The sequence below is a fragment of the Streptomyces sp. CC228A genome (genome assembly GCF_021390935.1).
In the GTDB taxonomy this organism is placed as follows: domain Bacteria; phylum Actinomycetota; class Actinomycetes; order Streptomycetales; family Streptomycetaceae; genus Streptomyces.
The window spans coordinates 220984-238521 of record NZ_JAJPUI010000007.1 but is presented as its reverse complement, the minus strand read 5'-3'; the positions used below and the strand labels follow the sequence as shown (position 1 = coordinate 238521).

The 17538-nt window shown below is 74.8% G+C and carries 4 protein-coding genes and 1 pseudogene; all 5 read right to left on the bottom strand.

Annotated features, from left to right (window positions below; all coding sequences use genetic code 11):
* Positions 1-19: 19 nt before the first annotated feature.
* Positions 20-7663, bottom strand: a pseudogene (locus L6E17_RS20995) (amino acid adenylation domain-containing protein).
* Entirely contained in the window at positions 7660-9222 is a 1563-nt protein-coding gene (locus L6E17_RS20990) for a condensation domain-containing protein (protein WP_236242292.1), read from the bottom strand. Before L6E17_RS20990 ends, L6E17_RS20995 begins: the two are co-directional and overlap by 4 nt.
* Before the next feature lie 103 nt (positions 9223-9325).
* Entirely contained in the window at positions 9326-9532 is a 207-nt protein-coding gene (locus tag L6E17_RS20985; RefSeq protein WP_236242291.1) for an MbtH family protein, read from the bottom strand.
* A 42-nt stretch (positions 9533-9574) separates the two neighbouring features.
* Positions 9575-10354, bottom strand: a complete 780-nt coding sequence (locus tag L6E17_RS31570; RefSeq protein ID WP_374109106.1) for a phosphopantetheine-binding protein — start codon at positions 10352-10354, stop codon at positions 9575-9577.
* A complete protein-coding gene (locus L6E17_RS20970; RefSeq protein ID WP_374109113.1) occupies positions 10288-17490 on the bottom strand; it encodes an amino acid adenylation domain-containing protein in 7203 nt (2400 codons plus the stop codon). The genes L6E17_RS31570 and L6E17_RS20970 overlap by 67 nt, the downstream gene beginning before the upstream one ends.
* Positions 17491-17538 lie beyond the last annotated feature (48 nt).

Below are 17538 nucleotides of genomic sequence, written 5' to 3'. Positions count from 1 at the left end.
ACAACCTTCCGACGAGGGGTCAGTTACCGGCCGCGGCGGCGATCTGCCGCAGGGCGGTGGCGAAGTCGTCCGCGAGCCCGCGGACGGTGGTGGGGGTGTGGACGGACGGCGCGTACAGCCAGTCGACGCGCAGTTCCCCGCCGCTGACGGCGGCGACGACGTCGATCAGGTGCGGGCGGGCCTGGTCGGGCGCCTGGTCGGCGCCGAGGCCGTCCAGCCGGTCCCGGACCAGCCCGTCATCCGCGGCCGTGCCGTCCCACTGCCCCAGGTAGTTGAAGCTGATCCGCGGATGCGGCGCGCCGGCGAGGGCCGTGTGCGCGGCGCTTCCCGGCTCGGACAGGTAGCGCAGCGCCCCGTAGCCGAGCCCGCGGCCGGGCAGCTTCCGCAGGATCTTCCTGACGGCCTTCAGCGCCGTCTCCCAGGGGCCCTCCGGAACGTCGAGGGCGACGGGGTGGATGGTGGTGAACCAGCCGACCGTACGGGACAGGTCCACGTCGTCGAACAGCTCCTCGCGGCCGTGGCCTTCGAGGGCGATCGTCACCGGCCCGCCCGCCCAGTCCCGCAGGACCCGGCCCAGCGCGGCCAGCAGCACGTCGTTGACGCGGGTGCGGAACACGCCGGGCGCCCGCTGCAGCAGCGCCTCCGTCACGGACCGCTCCAGCACCGACGACTCGACGGCGACCTCGCCGTACGTGCTCTGCGCCGGGCCGTCGCACGGGATGTCCGCGCCACCTGACACGGCCTTGCGCCAGTACGCCGTCTCGTGGTCGAGGCCGCCGGAGCGGACCAGCTCGGTCAGCCGCCGCGCCCACCGCTGGTAGCTGGTGGACTTCGCGCCCAGGTCCGCCGGGCGGCCCGCGGCGAGCTGCCGGTACGCGGTGGCGAGGTCCTCCAGGACGATGCGCCACGACACGCCGTCCATCACCAGGTGGTGCACGGCCAGGAACAGGCGCGGCGGCGCCGCGTCCGGCATGCGGAAGAAGACTCCCCGCACCAGGGTGCCCCCGCGCAGGTCCAGCGCGGCCTGCGCTTCCCGCGCGGATCCGTGCAGCGCCCGCTCGGTGTCGGGTACGGCCGTCAGGTCCCGGACGGTGAGCAGCCCGTCGGGGCGCGCGCCGTACTCCTGGGCCCAGCCGCCCGAGCCGTCGGCCGTGTAGCGCATGCGCAGGGCGTCATGGTGGTCGACCACCGCCTCCAGGGCCCGCTCCAGCACCGCAGGGTCCGTGTCCGGGGCCAGGGCCACGTGGACGGACATCGCGTACCGGTCGGGGTGCGTCGGGTGCTCGGCGAAGAACCACCGCTGGACGGGCGTCAGTTCGACCCGGCCGGACACTTCCGCCGCCTCGTCCCCGGTGGGCCCCTCCTCCGTGTGCTGGACGACGGCCGCCAGTCCGGCGATGGTCTGGTGGACGAACATCAGCTTGGAGGTGACGCGCAGCCCGGCCTGGCGTGCCCGGGTGATGACCTGGATGGAGAGGATGGAGTCGCCGCCGAGTTCGAAGAAGTCGTCGTGGACGCCGACCTTCTCCACGCCGAGGACATCGGCCCAGATCGTGGCGAGTGCCTGCTCGGTGTCGTCGCGGGGCGCCTCGTAGGAGGTGGCGAGCTGTTCGGTGTGTGTGTGGGGTTCGGGGAGGGAGCGGCGGTCGATTTTGCCGCTGGGGGTGAGGGGGAGGTGGTCGAGGGGGATGTAGAGGGCGGGGATCATGTGGTCGGGGAGGGTGTGGGTGAGGTGGGTGCGGAGTTCGGTGGGGGTGAGGGGGGTGTTGGTGACGGTGTAGGCGATGAGTCGGCGGTGGCCGTCGGTGCTTTGGTGGGCGGTGACGACGCATTCGTTGAGGTGGGGGTGGGTGAGGAGGGCGGTTTCGATTTCGGCGAGTTCGATGCGGTGGCCGCGGATTTTGACTTGGTCGTCGGTGCGGCCGAGGTGTTCGAGGGTGCCGTTGGGGAGCCAGCGGGCGATGTCGCCGGAGCGGTAGAGGCGGTGGCCGGGGTGGGTGTGGGGGTTGGTGGTGAAGCGTTGGGTGGTGAGGGTGGGGCGGTGGAGGTAGCCGCGGGCGAGTCCGCCGCCGGCGACGTGGATCTCGCCGGGGACGCCGGTGGGTACGGGGTTTCCGTGGGGGTCGAGGAGGTAGACGTGGTAGCCGGGGAGGGGGCGTCCTGCGGGGAGGCGGTTTGTGGTGGTGAGGTGGTGGGGGGTGATGTCCTGGTAGGTGACGTGGACGGTGGTTTCGGTGATGCCGTACATGTTGACGAGGCGGGTGTGGGGGGTGTGGTAGCGGTCGAACCAGGTCGTCACGTGCTTGCGTTCCAGTCCCTCCCCTCCGAACACCACCCAGCGCAGGTCCGGCAGGGCGGGTGAGGCGGACTGCGCGGCCTGCTCGACGAGCTCGCGGAACATGGACGGCGTCTGGTTGAGGACGGTGACGCGCTCGCCGCGCAGCAGGTCCCACATGGCGTCGGGGTTGCGTGTGGTGTCGTGGGGGACGACGACGGCGCGGCCGCCGGTCATGAGGGCGCCCCACAGTTCCCAGACGGAGAAGTCGAAGGCGTAGGAGTGGAACACCGTCCACACGTCGTCCGCCTTGAACTCGAAGAGGGGCTGGGTGTTCGCCATGAGGTGCATGACCGTGTGGTGTTCGATGGCGACGCCCTTGGGGCGGCCGGTCGAGCCGGAGGTGTAGATGACGTAGGCCAGGTCCGAAGCCGACACCCCGGTCTCCGGAGGTGTCACCGGCAGCCCGGCCAGGGCGTCCCCTTCGGCGTCCAGATCCACCACCCGCACGCCCGTCACCGGCAGGCCCGAGCTCAGGCCCCGGTGCGAGACCAGCAGCTCCGCACCCGAGTCCTGGAGCATGTAGGTGAGGCGGTCGGCGGGGTAGGCGGGGTCGAGGGGGACGTAGGCGGCGCCGGACTTGAGGATGCCGAGCAGGCCGATGGCCATCTGGGTGCCGCGTTCGACGGACAGGGCGACGAGGCGTCCCGGTCCGGCGCCCAGTGCCACCAGGTGGTGGGCGAGCCGGTTGGCGGCCTCGTCGAGTTCGCGGTAGGTCAGTGATCCGTCCGCGCAGGTGACGGCGGTCGCGTCGGGTGCGGCCGCGGCGCGGGCGGCGACCCGGTCGTGGATCGTGCCCTCCCACGGGGCGAGGCCCGGCGTCACCGCCCACTCCCGCATCACCCGCTCCCACTCGCCCTCGGCGAACATGGGCAGAGCCGACACCGGCCGCGCCGGGTCGTCGGCCATACCGGTGAGCAGGGCGCCCAGGTGCCCGGCCAGCCGCTCCACCGTGGCCGCGTCGAACAGCTCGGGGTCGTAGGCGAGGGCGTACGCCAGCTCCTCACCCGCGTAGGCGACCAGGTTCAAGGGGAAGTTGGTGACGTCGGCGCCCTCAAGACCGTGCAGCCTGACCCCGCCGTCGGAGTGGCCGCTGTCGCCGTCCACGGGGAAGTTCTCGAACGCGACCAGGCTGTCGAAGAGGTTCGCGCCGCGCTCGACGCTGCTCCAGCCCTGGATGCGCGGCAGCGGCACGTACTCGTACTGGCGCGCCTCCACCTGGGCCTCCTGGAGGCGGGCCAGCCACTGCGCGATCGGCGCGTCACCGTCGACGGCCACCCGCACCGGCAGCGTGTTGATGAGCAGGCCCACCATGGAATCGGCGCCCGGCAGCTCGGCCGGCCGCCCCGAGACGGTGGCTCCGAACACGACGTCGTGCTCCCCGGCGTACCGGGACAGCAGCAGCGCCCAGGCTCCCTGCACCACCGCGTTGACGGTCAGGCGATGGGTCCGGGCGAACGCGTACAGGCGGCGCGAGGCGTCGGCGGACAGCCGCGTCACCAGGCGCTCCGTGGACTGCGCGCGGCGGCCGGCGGCGGGACGGCGGTCGTACGGCAGCGCCGTCGGCTCGCCGAACCCGTCCAGCAGGGCCCGCCAGTACGCCTCCGCCTCCGCCAGGTCCTGCCGCTCCAGCCACTCCACGTACGCGCTGAACGGGCGCCGGGCGGGCAGCGCCGGCGCCTCGCCGGCCGCCAGCGCCCGGTACGCCGCGGTCAGTTCGTCGAGCATCCGGAAGGTGCTCCAGCCGTCCAGCAGCACGTGGTGCGAGGTGCGCACGACCCGTACGGACGTGTCGGACGTGCGGGCGACGGCGATCCGGGCCATCGGGGCGGCCGACAGGTCGATGCCGCGCTCCCGGTCCTCCGCCAGGTGGCGCTTCAGCGCGCGGACCTGCTCGCCCGCGGTGAGACCGCGCCAGTCGAGGTGGGTGACGGGTGTCCGGACGTTCCGGCGGACCACCAGCAGCGGCCGGTCCACCCCCTCCCACACGACGGCGGCGCGCAGCACCTCCAGGTGGTCGGTGACGTGCTGCCAGGCACGCTCCAGCAGCGCGGGGTCGGTGACACCGTCGAGGACGAAGCTCATCTGCTCGAAGTAGGCGCCGGACCCCGGCTCGGCGAGCGTGTGGAAGAGCATGCCGCTCTGCATGGGCGTGAGGGGGTAGACGTCCTCCACGTCCCGGCCGTCGCCGGCGATCCGGTCCACGGCCGCCTGGTCGAGCCCGGCGAGCGGGAAGTCGGACGGGGTCGCGCCGCCGCTCGCCGGGTCCTGGCAGTGCTCCACCAGGGCGCGCAGCGCCGCCACATGCCCGCGCGCCACGCGCTCGACCGTCGACCGGTCGAAGACCTCCCCGGAGAAGATCCACGTGAAGCCGAGGCTGCCGTCCTCGACCATGCCGACGACGTCGAGGAGGTACGGGCGGGGCTCGTCCGGGGCGTGGTCCTGGCCGAGGCCGGGCAGTCGGCCGCGGACCAGTCCGTCCCGTGCGGTCGTGCCGTCCCACTGGCCGAGGTAGTTGAAGCTGACCGGCGGCAGCCGGTCCGCGCGCAAGGCGTGGCCGGGCGCGCCCGGCTCGGACAGGAAACGCAGCGCGTCGTAGCCGAGGCCGCGGCCCGGCACCGCCCGCAGCTGCTCCTTGACGGACTTGACCGCCTCGCCCCAGCCGCCGCCGGCGGGCAGCGTCAGCGCGACCGGGAAGTGGGTGGTGTACCAGCCCACGGTGCGCGACAGGTCCAGGTCGTCGAACAGCTCCTCCCGGCCGTGCCCCTCCAGGCCCAGCACCAGCCGGCCGGCGCCCGTCCACTCCGACAGGGTGCGGCCGAGGGCCGTGACCAGCACGTCGTTGATCCGGGTCCGGTACACCGGCGGGACGCGGTGCAGCAGCGCCTCGGTCTCCTCGCGGCCGAGGCGCACCTCGACGGTCTGCTCGGCGGCGGTGACGTTGCGGCCTCCCGGGTGGTCGACGGGCAGCGCGGGCGCCTACTCCGGGTCGACCGAGCGCCAGTGGTCGATCTCGTGGTCGAGGGCGCCGGAGCGTACGTGCGCGGTGAGGCGTTCGGCCCACTGCTGGTAGCTGCTGGTCTTCGCGCCGAGGTCGGCGTCCCGGCCCTCGGCGAGCTGCGCGTAGGCGGTGGCCAGGTCGTCCAGGACGATCCGCCACGACACCCCGTCCATCACGATGTGGTGGACGGCGAGGAAGAGGCGGGGCGCGGCGCCGTCACCGAAGCGGAACAGGACGCCCTTGACGAGCGTCCCACCCGACAGGCTCAGGGCGCGCTGCGCCTCCAGGGCAGCGGCGTGCACGACCGCTTCGGTGTCCTCGCCGCGGAACAGGTCGCGGACGGTGAGGAGCCCGGAGGGCCGGTCGCCGTACTCCTGGGTCCAGGTCGCGCCGTCGCGGGTGTAGCGCATGCGCAGTGCGTCGTGGTGGGCGACGACCGCGTCGAGGGCCCGTTCCAGCAGGACGGCGTCCGTGCCGGGGGCGAGCTCCAGGTGGGCCGACATCGCGTAGTGGTCGGGGTCGACGGTGTGCGCGTCGAGGAACCAGCGCTGGATGGGGGTGAGGGGGACGGGTCCTGAGACCTGTGCGGGTCCGCTGCCGGAGGGCTGTTCGGTGGTGGTGGTGACGGTGGCGAGGGCGGCGATGGTCTGGTGGAGGAAGAGGAGGCGGGAGGTGAGGTGGAGTCCGGCCTGGCGGGCGCGGGAGACGACCTGGATGGAGAGGATGGAGTCGCCGCCGAGGTCGAAGAAGTTGTCGTGGACGCCGACGCGTTCGACGCCGAGGACGTCGGCCCAGACGGCGGCGAGGGTCTCCTCGACGGGGGTGCGGGGGGCGGTGCGGTCGGTGGCGGTGAGTGCCGCGGTCAGGTCCGGGGCGGGCAGGGCGCGGCGGTCGACCTTGCCGCTCGGCGACAGCGGCAGGCGGTCGAGGCCGACGAACACGGCGGGCACCATGTAGTCCGGCAGCAGCCCCGACAGGTGGGCGCGCAGCTCGGAGGTCCGCGCCCCGGCGTCGGCGCCCTCGGTCACGGCGTACGCCACGAGACGCCGCCTGCCGGTGTCGTCCTGGCGGGCGACGACCACCGCGTCGCGCACGTCCGGGTGGGTCAGCAGGGCGCTCTCGACCTCGCCGAGCTCGATGCGGAAGCCCCGGATCTTGACCTGGTCGTCGGCGCGGCCCAGGAACTCCAGGTCCCCGGAAGGCAGCCAGCGCGCCCGGTCACCGGTGCGGTACAGCCGGTCGCCCGGCACGTAGGGGCTGTCGGCGAACCGCTCGGCGGTCAGCTCCGGCCGCCCGTGGTAGCCGCGCGCCACACCGTCGCCGCCGATCCAGATCTCGCCCGGCACACCGGGCGGGACCAGGTTGCCGTGCGCGTCGCGCACATAGACGCGGGTGCGGGGCAGGGGACGGCCGATCGGCACGTACACGCGGCCGCGCAGGCTCTCCTCCGTCGGGGCGAAGACCGTCGAGTCGACGGTCGCCTCGGTGCCGCCGTACGCGTTGACCACGACGCAGTCGTGCCGGATGCGGCGCAGCAGGGCACGGCAGTCCTCGACGCGCCAGCCCTCGGAGCCGACGGAGATCAGCCGCAGCGGCGGGAACGCCTCACCGCGCCGCTCGACCTCCTCCAGGACGGCGTTGAGCAGCGAGGGCACGATCTCCAGGCCCGTCGCGCCGGTCTCGTCGATCAGGTCGAGGAGCGCCGACGGCTCGGTGGTGACGTCCTTCGACGCGATGACCAGCGCCCCGCCGAAGGGCAGGGAGCGGATGAGGTCGGCGAAGAACAGGTCCACGGAGAGGCTGGACACCGACAGGAAGCGCGGCTTCAGCTCGCCAAGCCCGTACCGCTCGTCCCAGGCAGTCAGGATGTGCCGTACGTTCCGGTGCTCCACGGCGACGCCCTTGGGCTCACCGGTCGACCCCGAGGTGTAGATCACGTACGCCAGGTCCCCGGCGGTCACGGCGGTCCGCGGCGGGGTGGCGGGCCGCCGCCCGATCGCGTCCCGCTCCGCGTCCACGTCCACGATCCGCAGGCCGTCGACGGCGGGCAGCCGGTCGCGCGCCGCGGACTGGGTGACGACGATCCGGGCGCCCGAGTCCGCCACCATGTACGCGAGGCGGTCGGCGGGGAAGCCCGGGTCGAGCGGCACGTACCCGGCGCCCGCCCGGAGGATGCCGAGAAGCCCGACCGCCATGGCGGAGCCGCGCTCCACGCTGAGACCCACCAGGGAGCCGGGGCCGGCGCCGAGCGCGGCCAGGTGGTGGGCGAGCCGGTTGGCCCGCTCGTCCAGCTCCCGGTGGGTGAGCGTGGCGTCCTGCGCGATCACGGCGACCGCGTCGGGGTGCGCGCGGCCTGCGCCGCCAGCCGCTCGTGGACCAGCGCGCCGTCGCCCGCCGGGAGCTCCGTGGCGTTCCACTCGGTGGCGACCTGCCGGTGCTCGTCGGCCGTGAGCAGGGGCAGCGCCGCCACGGGCCGGTCCGGGTCGGCCACCGCGCCGGCCAGGAGCACGCCCAGATGGCCGGTCAGCCGGGCGACCGTACGCTCGTCGAAGAGCTCGGTGCTGTACTCGACCAGGCCGCGCAGGCGCCCGTCGACCTCCTCGAACTCGAAGGTCAGGTCGAACAGCGAGGCGTTGCGCTCCAGCGGGTACGGCGAGACCGCCGCGCCCGGCAGGACCAGCGTGCCGGCCGGGGCGTTCTGCAGCACGACCATGGCCTGCACCAGCGCCGTGCGGCTCGGGTCGCGCTCCGGCTGCACCGCCTCGACCAGCTTGTCGAAGGGGACGTCCTCGTGGGCGAACGCGTCGAGGACGGTGCCCTTCACCCGGCCCAGCAGCTGGGCGAACGTCAGTTCAGGGTCGACCTGCGTGCGCAGGACGACGGTGTTCACGAGGAAGCCGACCAGCTGCTCCAGCTCCCGGTGGCCGCGCGCTGCGGACGACGTGCCGACGGCGATGTCCTCCTGCCCGGACCAGCGGGCCAGGACCGCCTTCACCGCGGCCGTCAGTGCCATGAACACCGTCGCGCTCCGCTCGCGGGCCAGCTCCTTCAGCCCCGCGACCGTGTCGGCGGGCAGCTCGAAGCCGTACACCGCACCGGCCGACGAGCGCACGGCGGGCCGCGGCCGGTCGGTGGGCAGCTCCAGCGGGGCGATGCCCTTCAGCTGCTCCCGCCACCAGTCGAGCTGCTCTTCCAGCAGGCCGCCGTCCTCCAGCCGGGCGCGCTGCCAGGCGGCGAAGTCCGGGTACTGGACGGCGACCTCCGGCAGGTCGGGCTCGCGGCCCTCGGTGCGGGCCGCGTACAGCTCGCCCAGCTCGCGGGCGACGACGCCCATCGACCAGCCGTCGGTGACGATGTGGTGCATCCCCAGGACGCAGATGTGCTCGTCGTCGGCGAGGCGCACCAGCAGCACGCGCACCAGCGGCCCGGCCGCCAGGTCGTAGGGGCGCGCCATCTCCGCCCGCACCGCGTCCCGCGCGGCCTCTTCACCGTCGGCGTCGGCGGTCACCCAGTCCGGGTCGAGCCGGTCGTGGACGCGTTGCACGCCCCGGCCGTCGCGCGCGGCGAAGGTCGTCCGCAGCGCCTCGTGACGGGCCACCAGGTCGCGGACGGCGGCGCGCAGCGCGTCCGCGTCGAGGGGCCCGCTGATCCGTACGGGCAGCGCCGAGTGGTAGTCGGCGCCGCCGGGCGCGAAGTCGTCCAGGAACCACAGGCGCTGCTGGCCGTAGGACAGCCGCAGGTCGCCGCCGCGCGCCACCGCCGGGACCAGCGGCACGGCGGTGGCCGCGGCGGGCGCGCCCCGGCCCGCCAGGCGCTGGGCGAGCGCCTCGCGGAGTCGTTCGGGAAGAGCGGCGACGCGGTCCGCGCGGGATGCTGGCGTGTTCATTGGCGGGATCCCCCAGAAGAGTGCTGGTCAGCAGGTGGAGAAGGCGGGCCCGTCCGGTCCCCCGCCGAGGGTGGCGGCGGGGGACCGGGCGGCGGTGGCCGGGTCAGGCGGTGGCGGTGCGCAGGCTGCGCGGACGCATGTCGGTCCAGTGCGCCTCGACGTAGGCGAGGCACTCCTCGCGCGGCCGGTCGGCGAGGACGGCCTCCCAGCCGGCCGGGACGGCTGTGCCGGCGGGCCACAGCGAGTGCTGCCCCTCGTCGTTGACGAGGACGTCGTACGAACGGTCGGACTTCTCGAAGGGGTTGGACACGGTGGGCCTTTCACGTGAGGGATGACGGGGGACGGGGGTGGCTCAGGACGTCCCGGCGGCGCTTTCCAGCTCGGCCAGGACCAGTTCCTCGACGCTTGCGGCGGTCTCGGCGACGGTGGGCCCGTCGAAGAGCGCACGCGGTGCCATCGCGGTGCCGAACAGGGCGTTGATCCGCGACACCGTGCGCAGGGCGAGCAGCGAGTCGCCGCCCAGCTCGAAGAAGTCGTCGCGGACCCCCACCCGCTCGGCGCCCAGCAGCTCCTGCCACACCTGCGCGATCAGCTCCTCGGTGGGCGTCGCCGGAGCCTCGTAGTCCGTGCCGGTGGCGAGGCGCTGCCGCGGGGCGGGAAGAGCCTGGCGGTCGACCTTGCCGTTGGCGGTCAGCGGCAGCGCCTCCAGCGTCGAGAACACGGCGGGAAGCATGTGCTCGGGCAGCGACACCGCCAGGTGGGCGCGCAGTTCGGCCGCGCCGGGCACCGGCGCCCCGCCGGCCGGGACGACGTGGCCGACCAGGACCGTGCGGCCGGACGCCGGGTCGGTGTGCGGGACGACGGCCGCGTCACCGACCGCCGGGTGGGTCACGAGCGCGGCCTCGACCTCCCCGGTCTCGACCCGGAAGCCGCGGACCTTCACCTGTCCGTCGGTGCGGCCGAGGAACTCCAGGGTGCCGTCCGCCCGCCACGCCACCAGGTCCCCCGACCGGTACATGCGGGCGCCGGGGGCGCCGAACGGGTCGGCGACGAACCGCTCCGCGGTCAGCCCCGCCCGCCCCAGGTAGCCGTGGGCCAGGCCACCTCCCGCGATGTACAGCTCGCCCGGCACGCCGACCGGCGCGGGGGCGAGCCCTCGGTCAGCACGTACACGCGGGTGTCGGGCAGCGGGGAGCCCAGCGGCACGGAGCCGCCGCCCAGGGAGCCCCGCACGTCGTGGGTGGTGGTGAACGTGGTGGCCTCGGTGGGGCCGTACCCGTTGGTGAGCCGCAGCGAGGGGTGGGCGTCCAGGACGCGGGCGCAGTGCTCGGGGGAGAGCCGGTCACCGCCCGCGACGAGCTGCCGCAGGCCCGAGAACACGCCGACGGCGTCGTCGGCGACCTGGTGGAACAGCCCCGCCGTGAGCCACAGGTGGGTGACGCCGTGCTCCTTCAGGAACCGGCCCAGCTCCGCCGGGGCGGGGAGCCCCCGCGGGTGCACGGCCAGCCGCGCGCCGCGCAGCAGGGCCGCCCACACCTCGAACGTCGACGCGTCGAAGGACAGCGAGGCGAACTGCGCGACCGTGTCGCCCGGGCCCACATCCGTGTACGCCGCCTCGTGCACCAGCCGTACGACGGCCCGGTGCGGGGTGAGCACGCCCTTCGGGGTGCCGGTCGAACCGGAGGTGTACATCACGTACGCGACGTCGTCCGGGGCCGGGTGGGAGGCGGGCGCCGCCGCCGGCCGCGCGGCGACCGCCGCCGCGTCCCGGTCCAGGTCGACGCTCCGGACGGGGCAGGACGGCAGCCGGTCGCGTGTCCCCTCCTCGGTGACCAGCAGCCCCACCCCGGCGTCGCCGATCATGTACGCGAGCCGGTCGGCCGGGTAGCCGGGGTCCAGCGGCACGTACGCGGCGCCGGCCTTCAGGACGGCGAGCAGCGCGGTGACCGCGTGCGCGCCGCGCTCCAGGCACAGGCCGACGAACGTGCCGGGCCCGGCGCCCAGGTCCGCGAGGTGGCGGGCGAGCCGGTCGGCCCGCTCGTCCAGCTCCCGGTACGTCAGGTCCTCGCCCCCGTACGTCAGCGCGACGGCGTCGGGGTGCGCGGCGGCGCGGGCGGCGAACAGCTCGGGAAGGGACGCCTCGGGCAGGTCGGCGGCGGTGTCGTTCCACACCCGCAGGGTCAGTTCCGCCTCCGCGGCCGTGAGCATCGGCACCTCGGCCGCCGGCACGGCCCCCTCGGCGGCGGGGAACGCGGCCAGCAGGGCCTCCAGGCGGCCGCACAGCCGGGCCGCGGTGTCCTCGTCGTACAGCTCCGCGTCGTACGCGAGCGTGTAAGCCAGTCCGTCGCCGCCGTAGGCGATGAGGTTCAGCGGGTAGTTCGTCGCCTCGGTGCCGGTCAGGCCGCGGACGCGCAGCCCGTGCGCGGCGGCGGCCTCGTCGTCCATCGGGTAGTTCTCGAAGACGACCAGGGTGCGGAACAGCTCCTCGCCGCGTTCCACGTCACCGCACGCCTGCACGTGCGGCAGCGGCACGTACTCGTACTGGCGCGCCTCCACCTGCGCCCGCTGCAGCTCCGCCAGCCAGTCCGCGACCGGCGCGGCCCCGTCGACGCGGACCCGCACCGGCAGCGTGTTGATCAGCATGCCGATCATCGCGTCCGCGCCCGGCAGGTCGGCCGGGCGGCCCGACACGGTGGCGCCGAACACGACGTCGTCCGTCCCGGCGTGCCGGGCGAGCAGCAGCGCCCAGGCGCCCTGGAGCACGGTGTTGAGGGTCAGCCGGTGCCGGCGGGCGAAGGCGGACAGCTCCCGGAAGGCGTCCGGCGCCAGGCGGCGCGTGATCCGGGCACTGGACGCCGTGCGGTGGCCGGATGCGGCGTGCCGGGCGGCCGGCAGCGGGGTCGGCGCCCGGAACCCGGCGAGCGTGCGCCGCCAGTACCCCTCGGCCGCGTCCAGGTCCTGCCGCTCCAGCCACTCCACGTACGCGCCGAAGGGCCGGCGGGCGGGCAGGGCCGGCTGCCGGCCGGCCGCCAGGTCCGCGTACGCCCGGTGGGTCTGCGCGAGGACGTCGAAGGTGGACCAGCCGTCCAGCAGGACGTGGTGGAACGCGCACACCAGCCGCACCGACGTGTCCGTCAGCCGGACCACGGTGAGCCGCATCAGCGGAGCGGTGGCCAGCCCGACCGGCCGGGCGCGGTCCTCGGCGAGGAGCCGGCGCACCGCCTCCTCCCGCTCGGCGGCGGGCATGGCACGCCAGTCGAGGTGGGTGACGGGCAGGCCGGCCCGGCGGTGCACCACCATCAGCGGGCGCTCCACGTCCCGCCATTCCAGCGAGGCGCGCAGCACACCGGCGTGGTCGGCGACCTCCTGCCAGGCGCGGGCGAGCAGGGCGGGGTCGGTGACGCCGTCGAGCTCGAAGGACATCTGCTCCGTGTAGGCGCCCGGGTCGGAGAGGGTGTGGAAGAGCATGCCGCTCTGCAGGGGCGTGAGCGGGTGGATGTCCTCGACGTCCCGGCCGTCGCCGGCGATCCGGTCCACGGCCGCCTGGTCGAGGCGGGCGAGCGGGAAGTCGGACGGGGTCGCGCCGCCGCTGCCCGGCCGCAGGCAGTGCTCCACCACCCCGCGCAGCGCGGTGAGGAACGCGTCCGCGAGCCGCCGTATCGTGCTCGTGCGGTGCACGGCGGGGGCGTGGATCCAGTCGACGCGCAGTTCCCCGTCGCCGACGGCGGCCACGATGTCGACGAGGTGCGGGCGCGGCTGCTCGGGCGCCTGGTCGGCACCGAGCGGGGCCAGCCGGGCGCGCACCAGGCCGCCGTCCGCGGCGCCGTCCCATTGGCCGAGGTAGTTGAAGCTGATCTCGGGGTGCGGGGCGGTCGACAGGGCGGTGTGCGCCGGGCTGCCCGGCTCGGACAGGTGCCGCAGCGCCCCGTACCCGATGCCGCGGCCCGGCACCGCCCGCAGCCGCTCCTTCACCGCCTTGAGGGCCTGCCCCCAGTCGCCGTCGGGGACGTCCAGCGTGACGGGGTGGATGGTGGTGAACCAGCCGACCGTGCGGGACAGGTCGACGTCGTCGAACAGCTCCTCCCGGCCGTGGCCTTCGAGGGCGACCGTCACCGGGTCGCCCGTCCAGTCGCGCAGGACGCGGCCGAGCGCGGTGAGCAGCACGTCGTTGATCTGCGTGCGGTACGCGGCGGGCACCCGCTGCAGCAGTGCCTCCGTCTCGGCGCGGCCGAGCCGCACGGAGGTGACGGCCGCCGCGCCGAAGGTGGCGGCCTCCCCGTCGCCGTGTCCGTCGCGCGGCAGCGGGCGGACGGCGGCGGCCGCCTCCTCCCAGTGGCCGGTCTCGTGGTCGAGGGCGCCGGAGCGTACGTGCGCGGTGAGGCGCTCGGCCCACTGCTGGTAGCTGCTGGTCTTCGCGCCGAGGTCGGCGTCCCGGCCTTCGGCGAGCTGCGCGTAGGCGGTGGCCAGGTCGTCCAGGACGATCCGCCACGACACCCCGTCCATCACCAGGTGGTGCACCGCCAGGAACAGCCGGGGCAGCCGCGACGGGCCCAGGCGGAAGAACACGCCCTTGACCAGGGTGCCGCTCTCCAGGTCCAGGGAGCGCTGCGCGGCGAGGGCGGCCTCGTGGAGTGCGGCGTCCCGCTCGTCGTCGGCCGGCGCCGACAGGTCGCGGACGGTGAGGAGCCCGGAGGGCCGGTCGCCGTACTCCTGGGTCCAGGCGGCGCCGTCGCGGGTGTAGCGCATGCGCAGTGCGTCGTGGTGGGCGACGACCGCGGCGAGCGCCCGGTCCAGCAGCGCCGTGTCGGTGTCCGGGGCCAGCTCCACCTGCGCGGACATGCCGTAGTGGTCGGGGTCGACGGTGTGCTCGGTGAAGAACCAGTGCTGGATGGGGGTGAGGGGGACGGGTCCGGAGACCTGTGCGGGTCCGCTGCCGGAGGGCTGTTCGGTGGTGGTGGTGAAGGTGGCGAGGGCGGCGATGGTCTGGTGGAGGAAGAGGAGGCGGGAGGTGAGGTGGAGTCCGGCTTGGCGGGCGCGGGAGACGACCTGGATGGAGAGGATGGAGTCGCCGCCGAGGTCGAAGAAGTTGTCGTGGACGCCGACGCGTTCGACGCCGAGGACGTCGGCCCAGACGGCGGCGAGGGTCTCCTCGACCGGGGTGCGCGGGGCGGTGCGGTCGGTGGCGGCGTGTACCGCGGTCAGGTCCGGGGCGGGCAGGGCGCGGCGGTCGACCTTGCCGCTCGGCGTCAGCGGCAGCCGCTCCACCGGCACGTACAGCGCGGGCACCATGTAGTCCGGCAGCGAACCGGCCAGGTGCGAGCGCAGTTCACCGCCGGCCACCTCGCGGTCGGCCACCAGGTAGGCGACCAGGCGCCCCCGGCCGGTCTCGTCGCGGTGCACGGCGGCCACCGCGTCCCGCACGTCCGGGTGGCGGCCCAGGGCCGTCTCGATCTCGCCGAGCTCGATGCGGAAGCCGCGCAGCTTGACCTGGTCGTCGGCGCGGCCCAGGTACTCCAGGCTGCCGTCCGCCCGCCACCGGGCCACGTCGCCCGAGCGGTACATCCGGTCGCCCGGCTCCCCGTACGGGTCGGCCGTGAACCGCTCCGCGGTCAGACCCGGCCGCCCGTGGTAGCCGCGCGCCAGGTGCGGGCCGGCGATGTACAGCTCGCCGGGCACCCCGACGGGCACCGGCTGGAGCGCGGCGTCGAGCAGGCGGACGCGGGTGTTGGGCAGCGGCGTGCCGATCGGCGGCACGGTCCCCCCGGTGAGCGGCGCGCTCATGGTCGCCACGACGGTCGACTCGGTCGGCCCGTACGCGTTGACCATCCGCCGGCCGGCCGACCAGCGGGCCACCAGGTCGCCGGTGCTGGCCTCGCCGCCGACGACGAGGGTGCGCAGGCCGTCGAGCCCCTCCGGCACCAGGGTGGCCACGGCGGAGGGCGCCAGCAGGGCGTGGGTGATGCGGCGCTCCCGCAGGAACGCCTGCAGCGCCTCCCCGACGAGCGGGCCGTGCGGCGGCAGGACGAGCGTGGCGCCCGCGGGGAGGGCCATCAGGACCTCCATGACGGCGCCGTCGAAGGACGAGGAGGCGAACTGCAGGACCCGGCTGTCCTCGTCGACGTCCAGACGCTCGGCCTCGGCGGCGGCGAGGTTGCCGATGCCGCGGTGCGGGACGAGGACGCCCTTCGGCGTGCCGGTGGAGCCGGAGGTGTAGATGACGTAGGCGAGGTCGTCGGGGCGCGGGCCCGGCTCGGGCGCGGTGGCGGGCAGCGCGGCGAGTACGTCGCCGTCGCGCGCGAGGTCCACGACCAGCGCGCCGGTGTCCGGCAGGCGCCCCGCGAGTTCGGTCCGGGTGACGACGAGGCGGGCACCGGAGTCCCGGAGCATGAACGCGAGCCGGTCGGCCGGGTAGCCGGGGTCCAGCGGCAGGTATGCGGCGCCGGCCTTCATGATGCCGAGGAGGCCGACGACCGTCTCCACGCCCGCTCCACGCACAGGCCGACGAACGTGCCGGGACCGGCGCCGAGGGACACGAGGCGGTGGGCGAGCCGGTTCGCCCGCTCGTCCAGCTCGCGGTAGGTGAGGACGGTGTGCGCGTCCTCCACGGCGGCCGCGTCCGGGCGGCGCCGCGCGGACGCGGCGACCAGCTCGGGGAACGTGCCGCCGGGTACGGGGCGCACGGGGCCGTTCCAGCCGGTGACGACCTGCTCGTACTCGTCGTCCGTCAGCATCGGCAGGGTGGCGAGGGGCCGGTCGGGCTCGGCCGCGGCGGCGCGGAGCACGGTCGTCAGGTGGCCGGCGAAGCGGGCGATGGTCGCCTCGTCGAACAGGGCCGTGCTGTAGCCCACCCGGGCCGTCAGGCCGCCGTCCGCCTCGAAGAACTCGACGGTCAGGTCGAAGGGCGCGGCCTCCCGGGGCACCGGGTGCTCCTCGGTGCGCACGCCGGGCAACCGGACGGGTTCGCCCGGCGCGTTCTGCAGGACGACCATGGCCTGCACCAGCGGCGTGCGGCTCGTGTCCCGTGCGGTGCCGACGGCCTCCACCAGGCGCTCGAAGGGCACGTCCTGGTGGGCGAACGCCTCCAGCACGGTCTCCTTCAGCCGCGCCAGCAGCTCGGCGTACGACATGCCGGGGTCGACGTGGGAGCGCAGCACCACCGTGTTGACCAGGAAGCCGACGAGGTTCTCCAGGTCGCGGTGGTCGCGACCGGAGGAGGCGGTGCCGACAGCGATGTCCTCCTGGCCCGACCAGCGGGCGAAGACGGTCTTCACCGCGGCGGTCAGCGCCATGAAGAGGGTGGCGCCGTGCCGCTGCGCCAGGTCCCTGAGAGCGGTGGTGGTGCCGGCGGGGACGGGGAAGGTGTACGCGGCGCCGGCCGAGGAGCGCAGCGACGGCCGGGGCCGGTCGGTGGGCAGCTCCAGCGGGGCGACGCCCTCCAGGCGCTCGCGCCACCAGCCGAGCTGCCGGTCGAGCAGCCCGCCGTCCTCCAGGCGGCCGCGCTGCCAGGCGGCGAAGTCCGGGTACTGGACGGCGACCTCCGGCAGGCGGGGCGCGCGGCCCTCGGTGCGGGCCGCGTACAGCTCGCCCAGCTCCCGGGTGACGACGCCCATGGACCAGCCGTCGGTGACGATGTGGTGCATGCCGAGGACGCACACGTGCTCGTCGTCGGCGAGGCGCACCAGCAGCACGCGCACCAGCGGCCCGGCCGCCAAGTTGTACGGGCGGTTCGTCTCGGCGCGCACCAGTTCCCGCAGCCGGTCCTCGCGCGGCCCCTCGGCCAGACCGGTCAGGTCCTCGGTGCGCCACTCCGGTGCGAGCCGCGGGTGGACCACCTGGACGCCGCGTCCGCCGACCACTCCGAACGTGGTGCGCAGCGACTCGTGGCGGTCCGCCAGGTCCTCGGCGGCGGCGCGGAGCGCGCCGGCGTCGAGGGAGCCGGTGAGGCGCAGCCCGGTCGCGGTGTGGTACTCGGCGCTGCCGGGGTCGAAGTCCTCCAGGAACCACAGCCGCTGCTGCCCGTACGACATGGGCAGGGCGCCGTCCCGGGGGACGACGGGGACGGCCGGGTCCTCGGCGGCCTCGTCGGGGGCGAGGGAGGCGGCGAGTGAGGCGATCGTCGGGGTGTCGAAGAGGATGCGCGGCGGCAGTGTCATGCCGAGCGCCGTGCGCATCCGGGAGACGGCGCGCACGGAGAGGATGGAGTTGCCGCCGAGGGCGAAGAAGTCGTCGTGGACGCCGATGTCCTCGATGCCGAGGACCTCGGACCAGACCCCGGCGAGGGTCTCCTCGACGGCGTTGCGCGGCGCGGCCCGGTCG

Coding starts and splice junctions, on each gene's coding strand:
- L6E17_RS20990 (WP_236242292.1), bottom strand. CDS start 9,222: ATGAACACGCCAGCATCCCGCGCGGACCGCGTCGCCGCTCTTCCCGAA.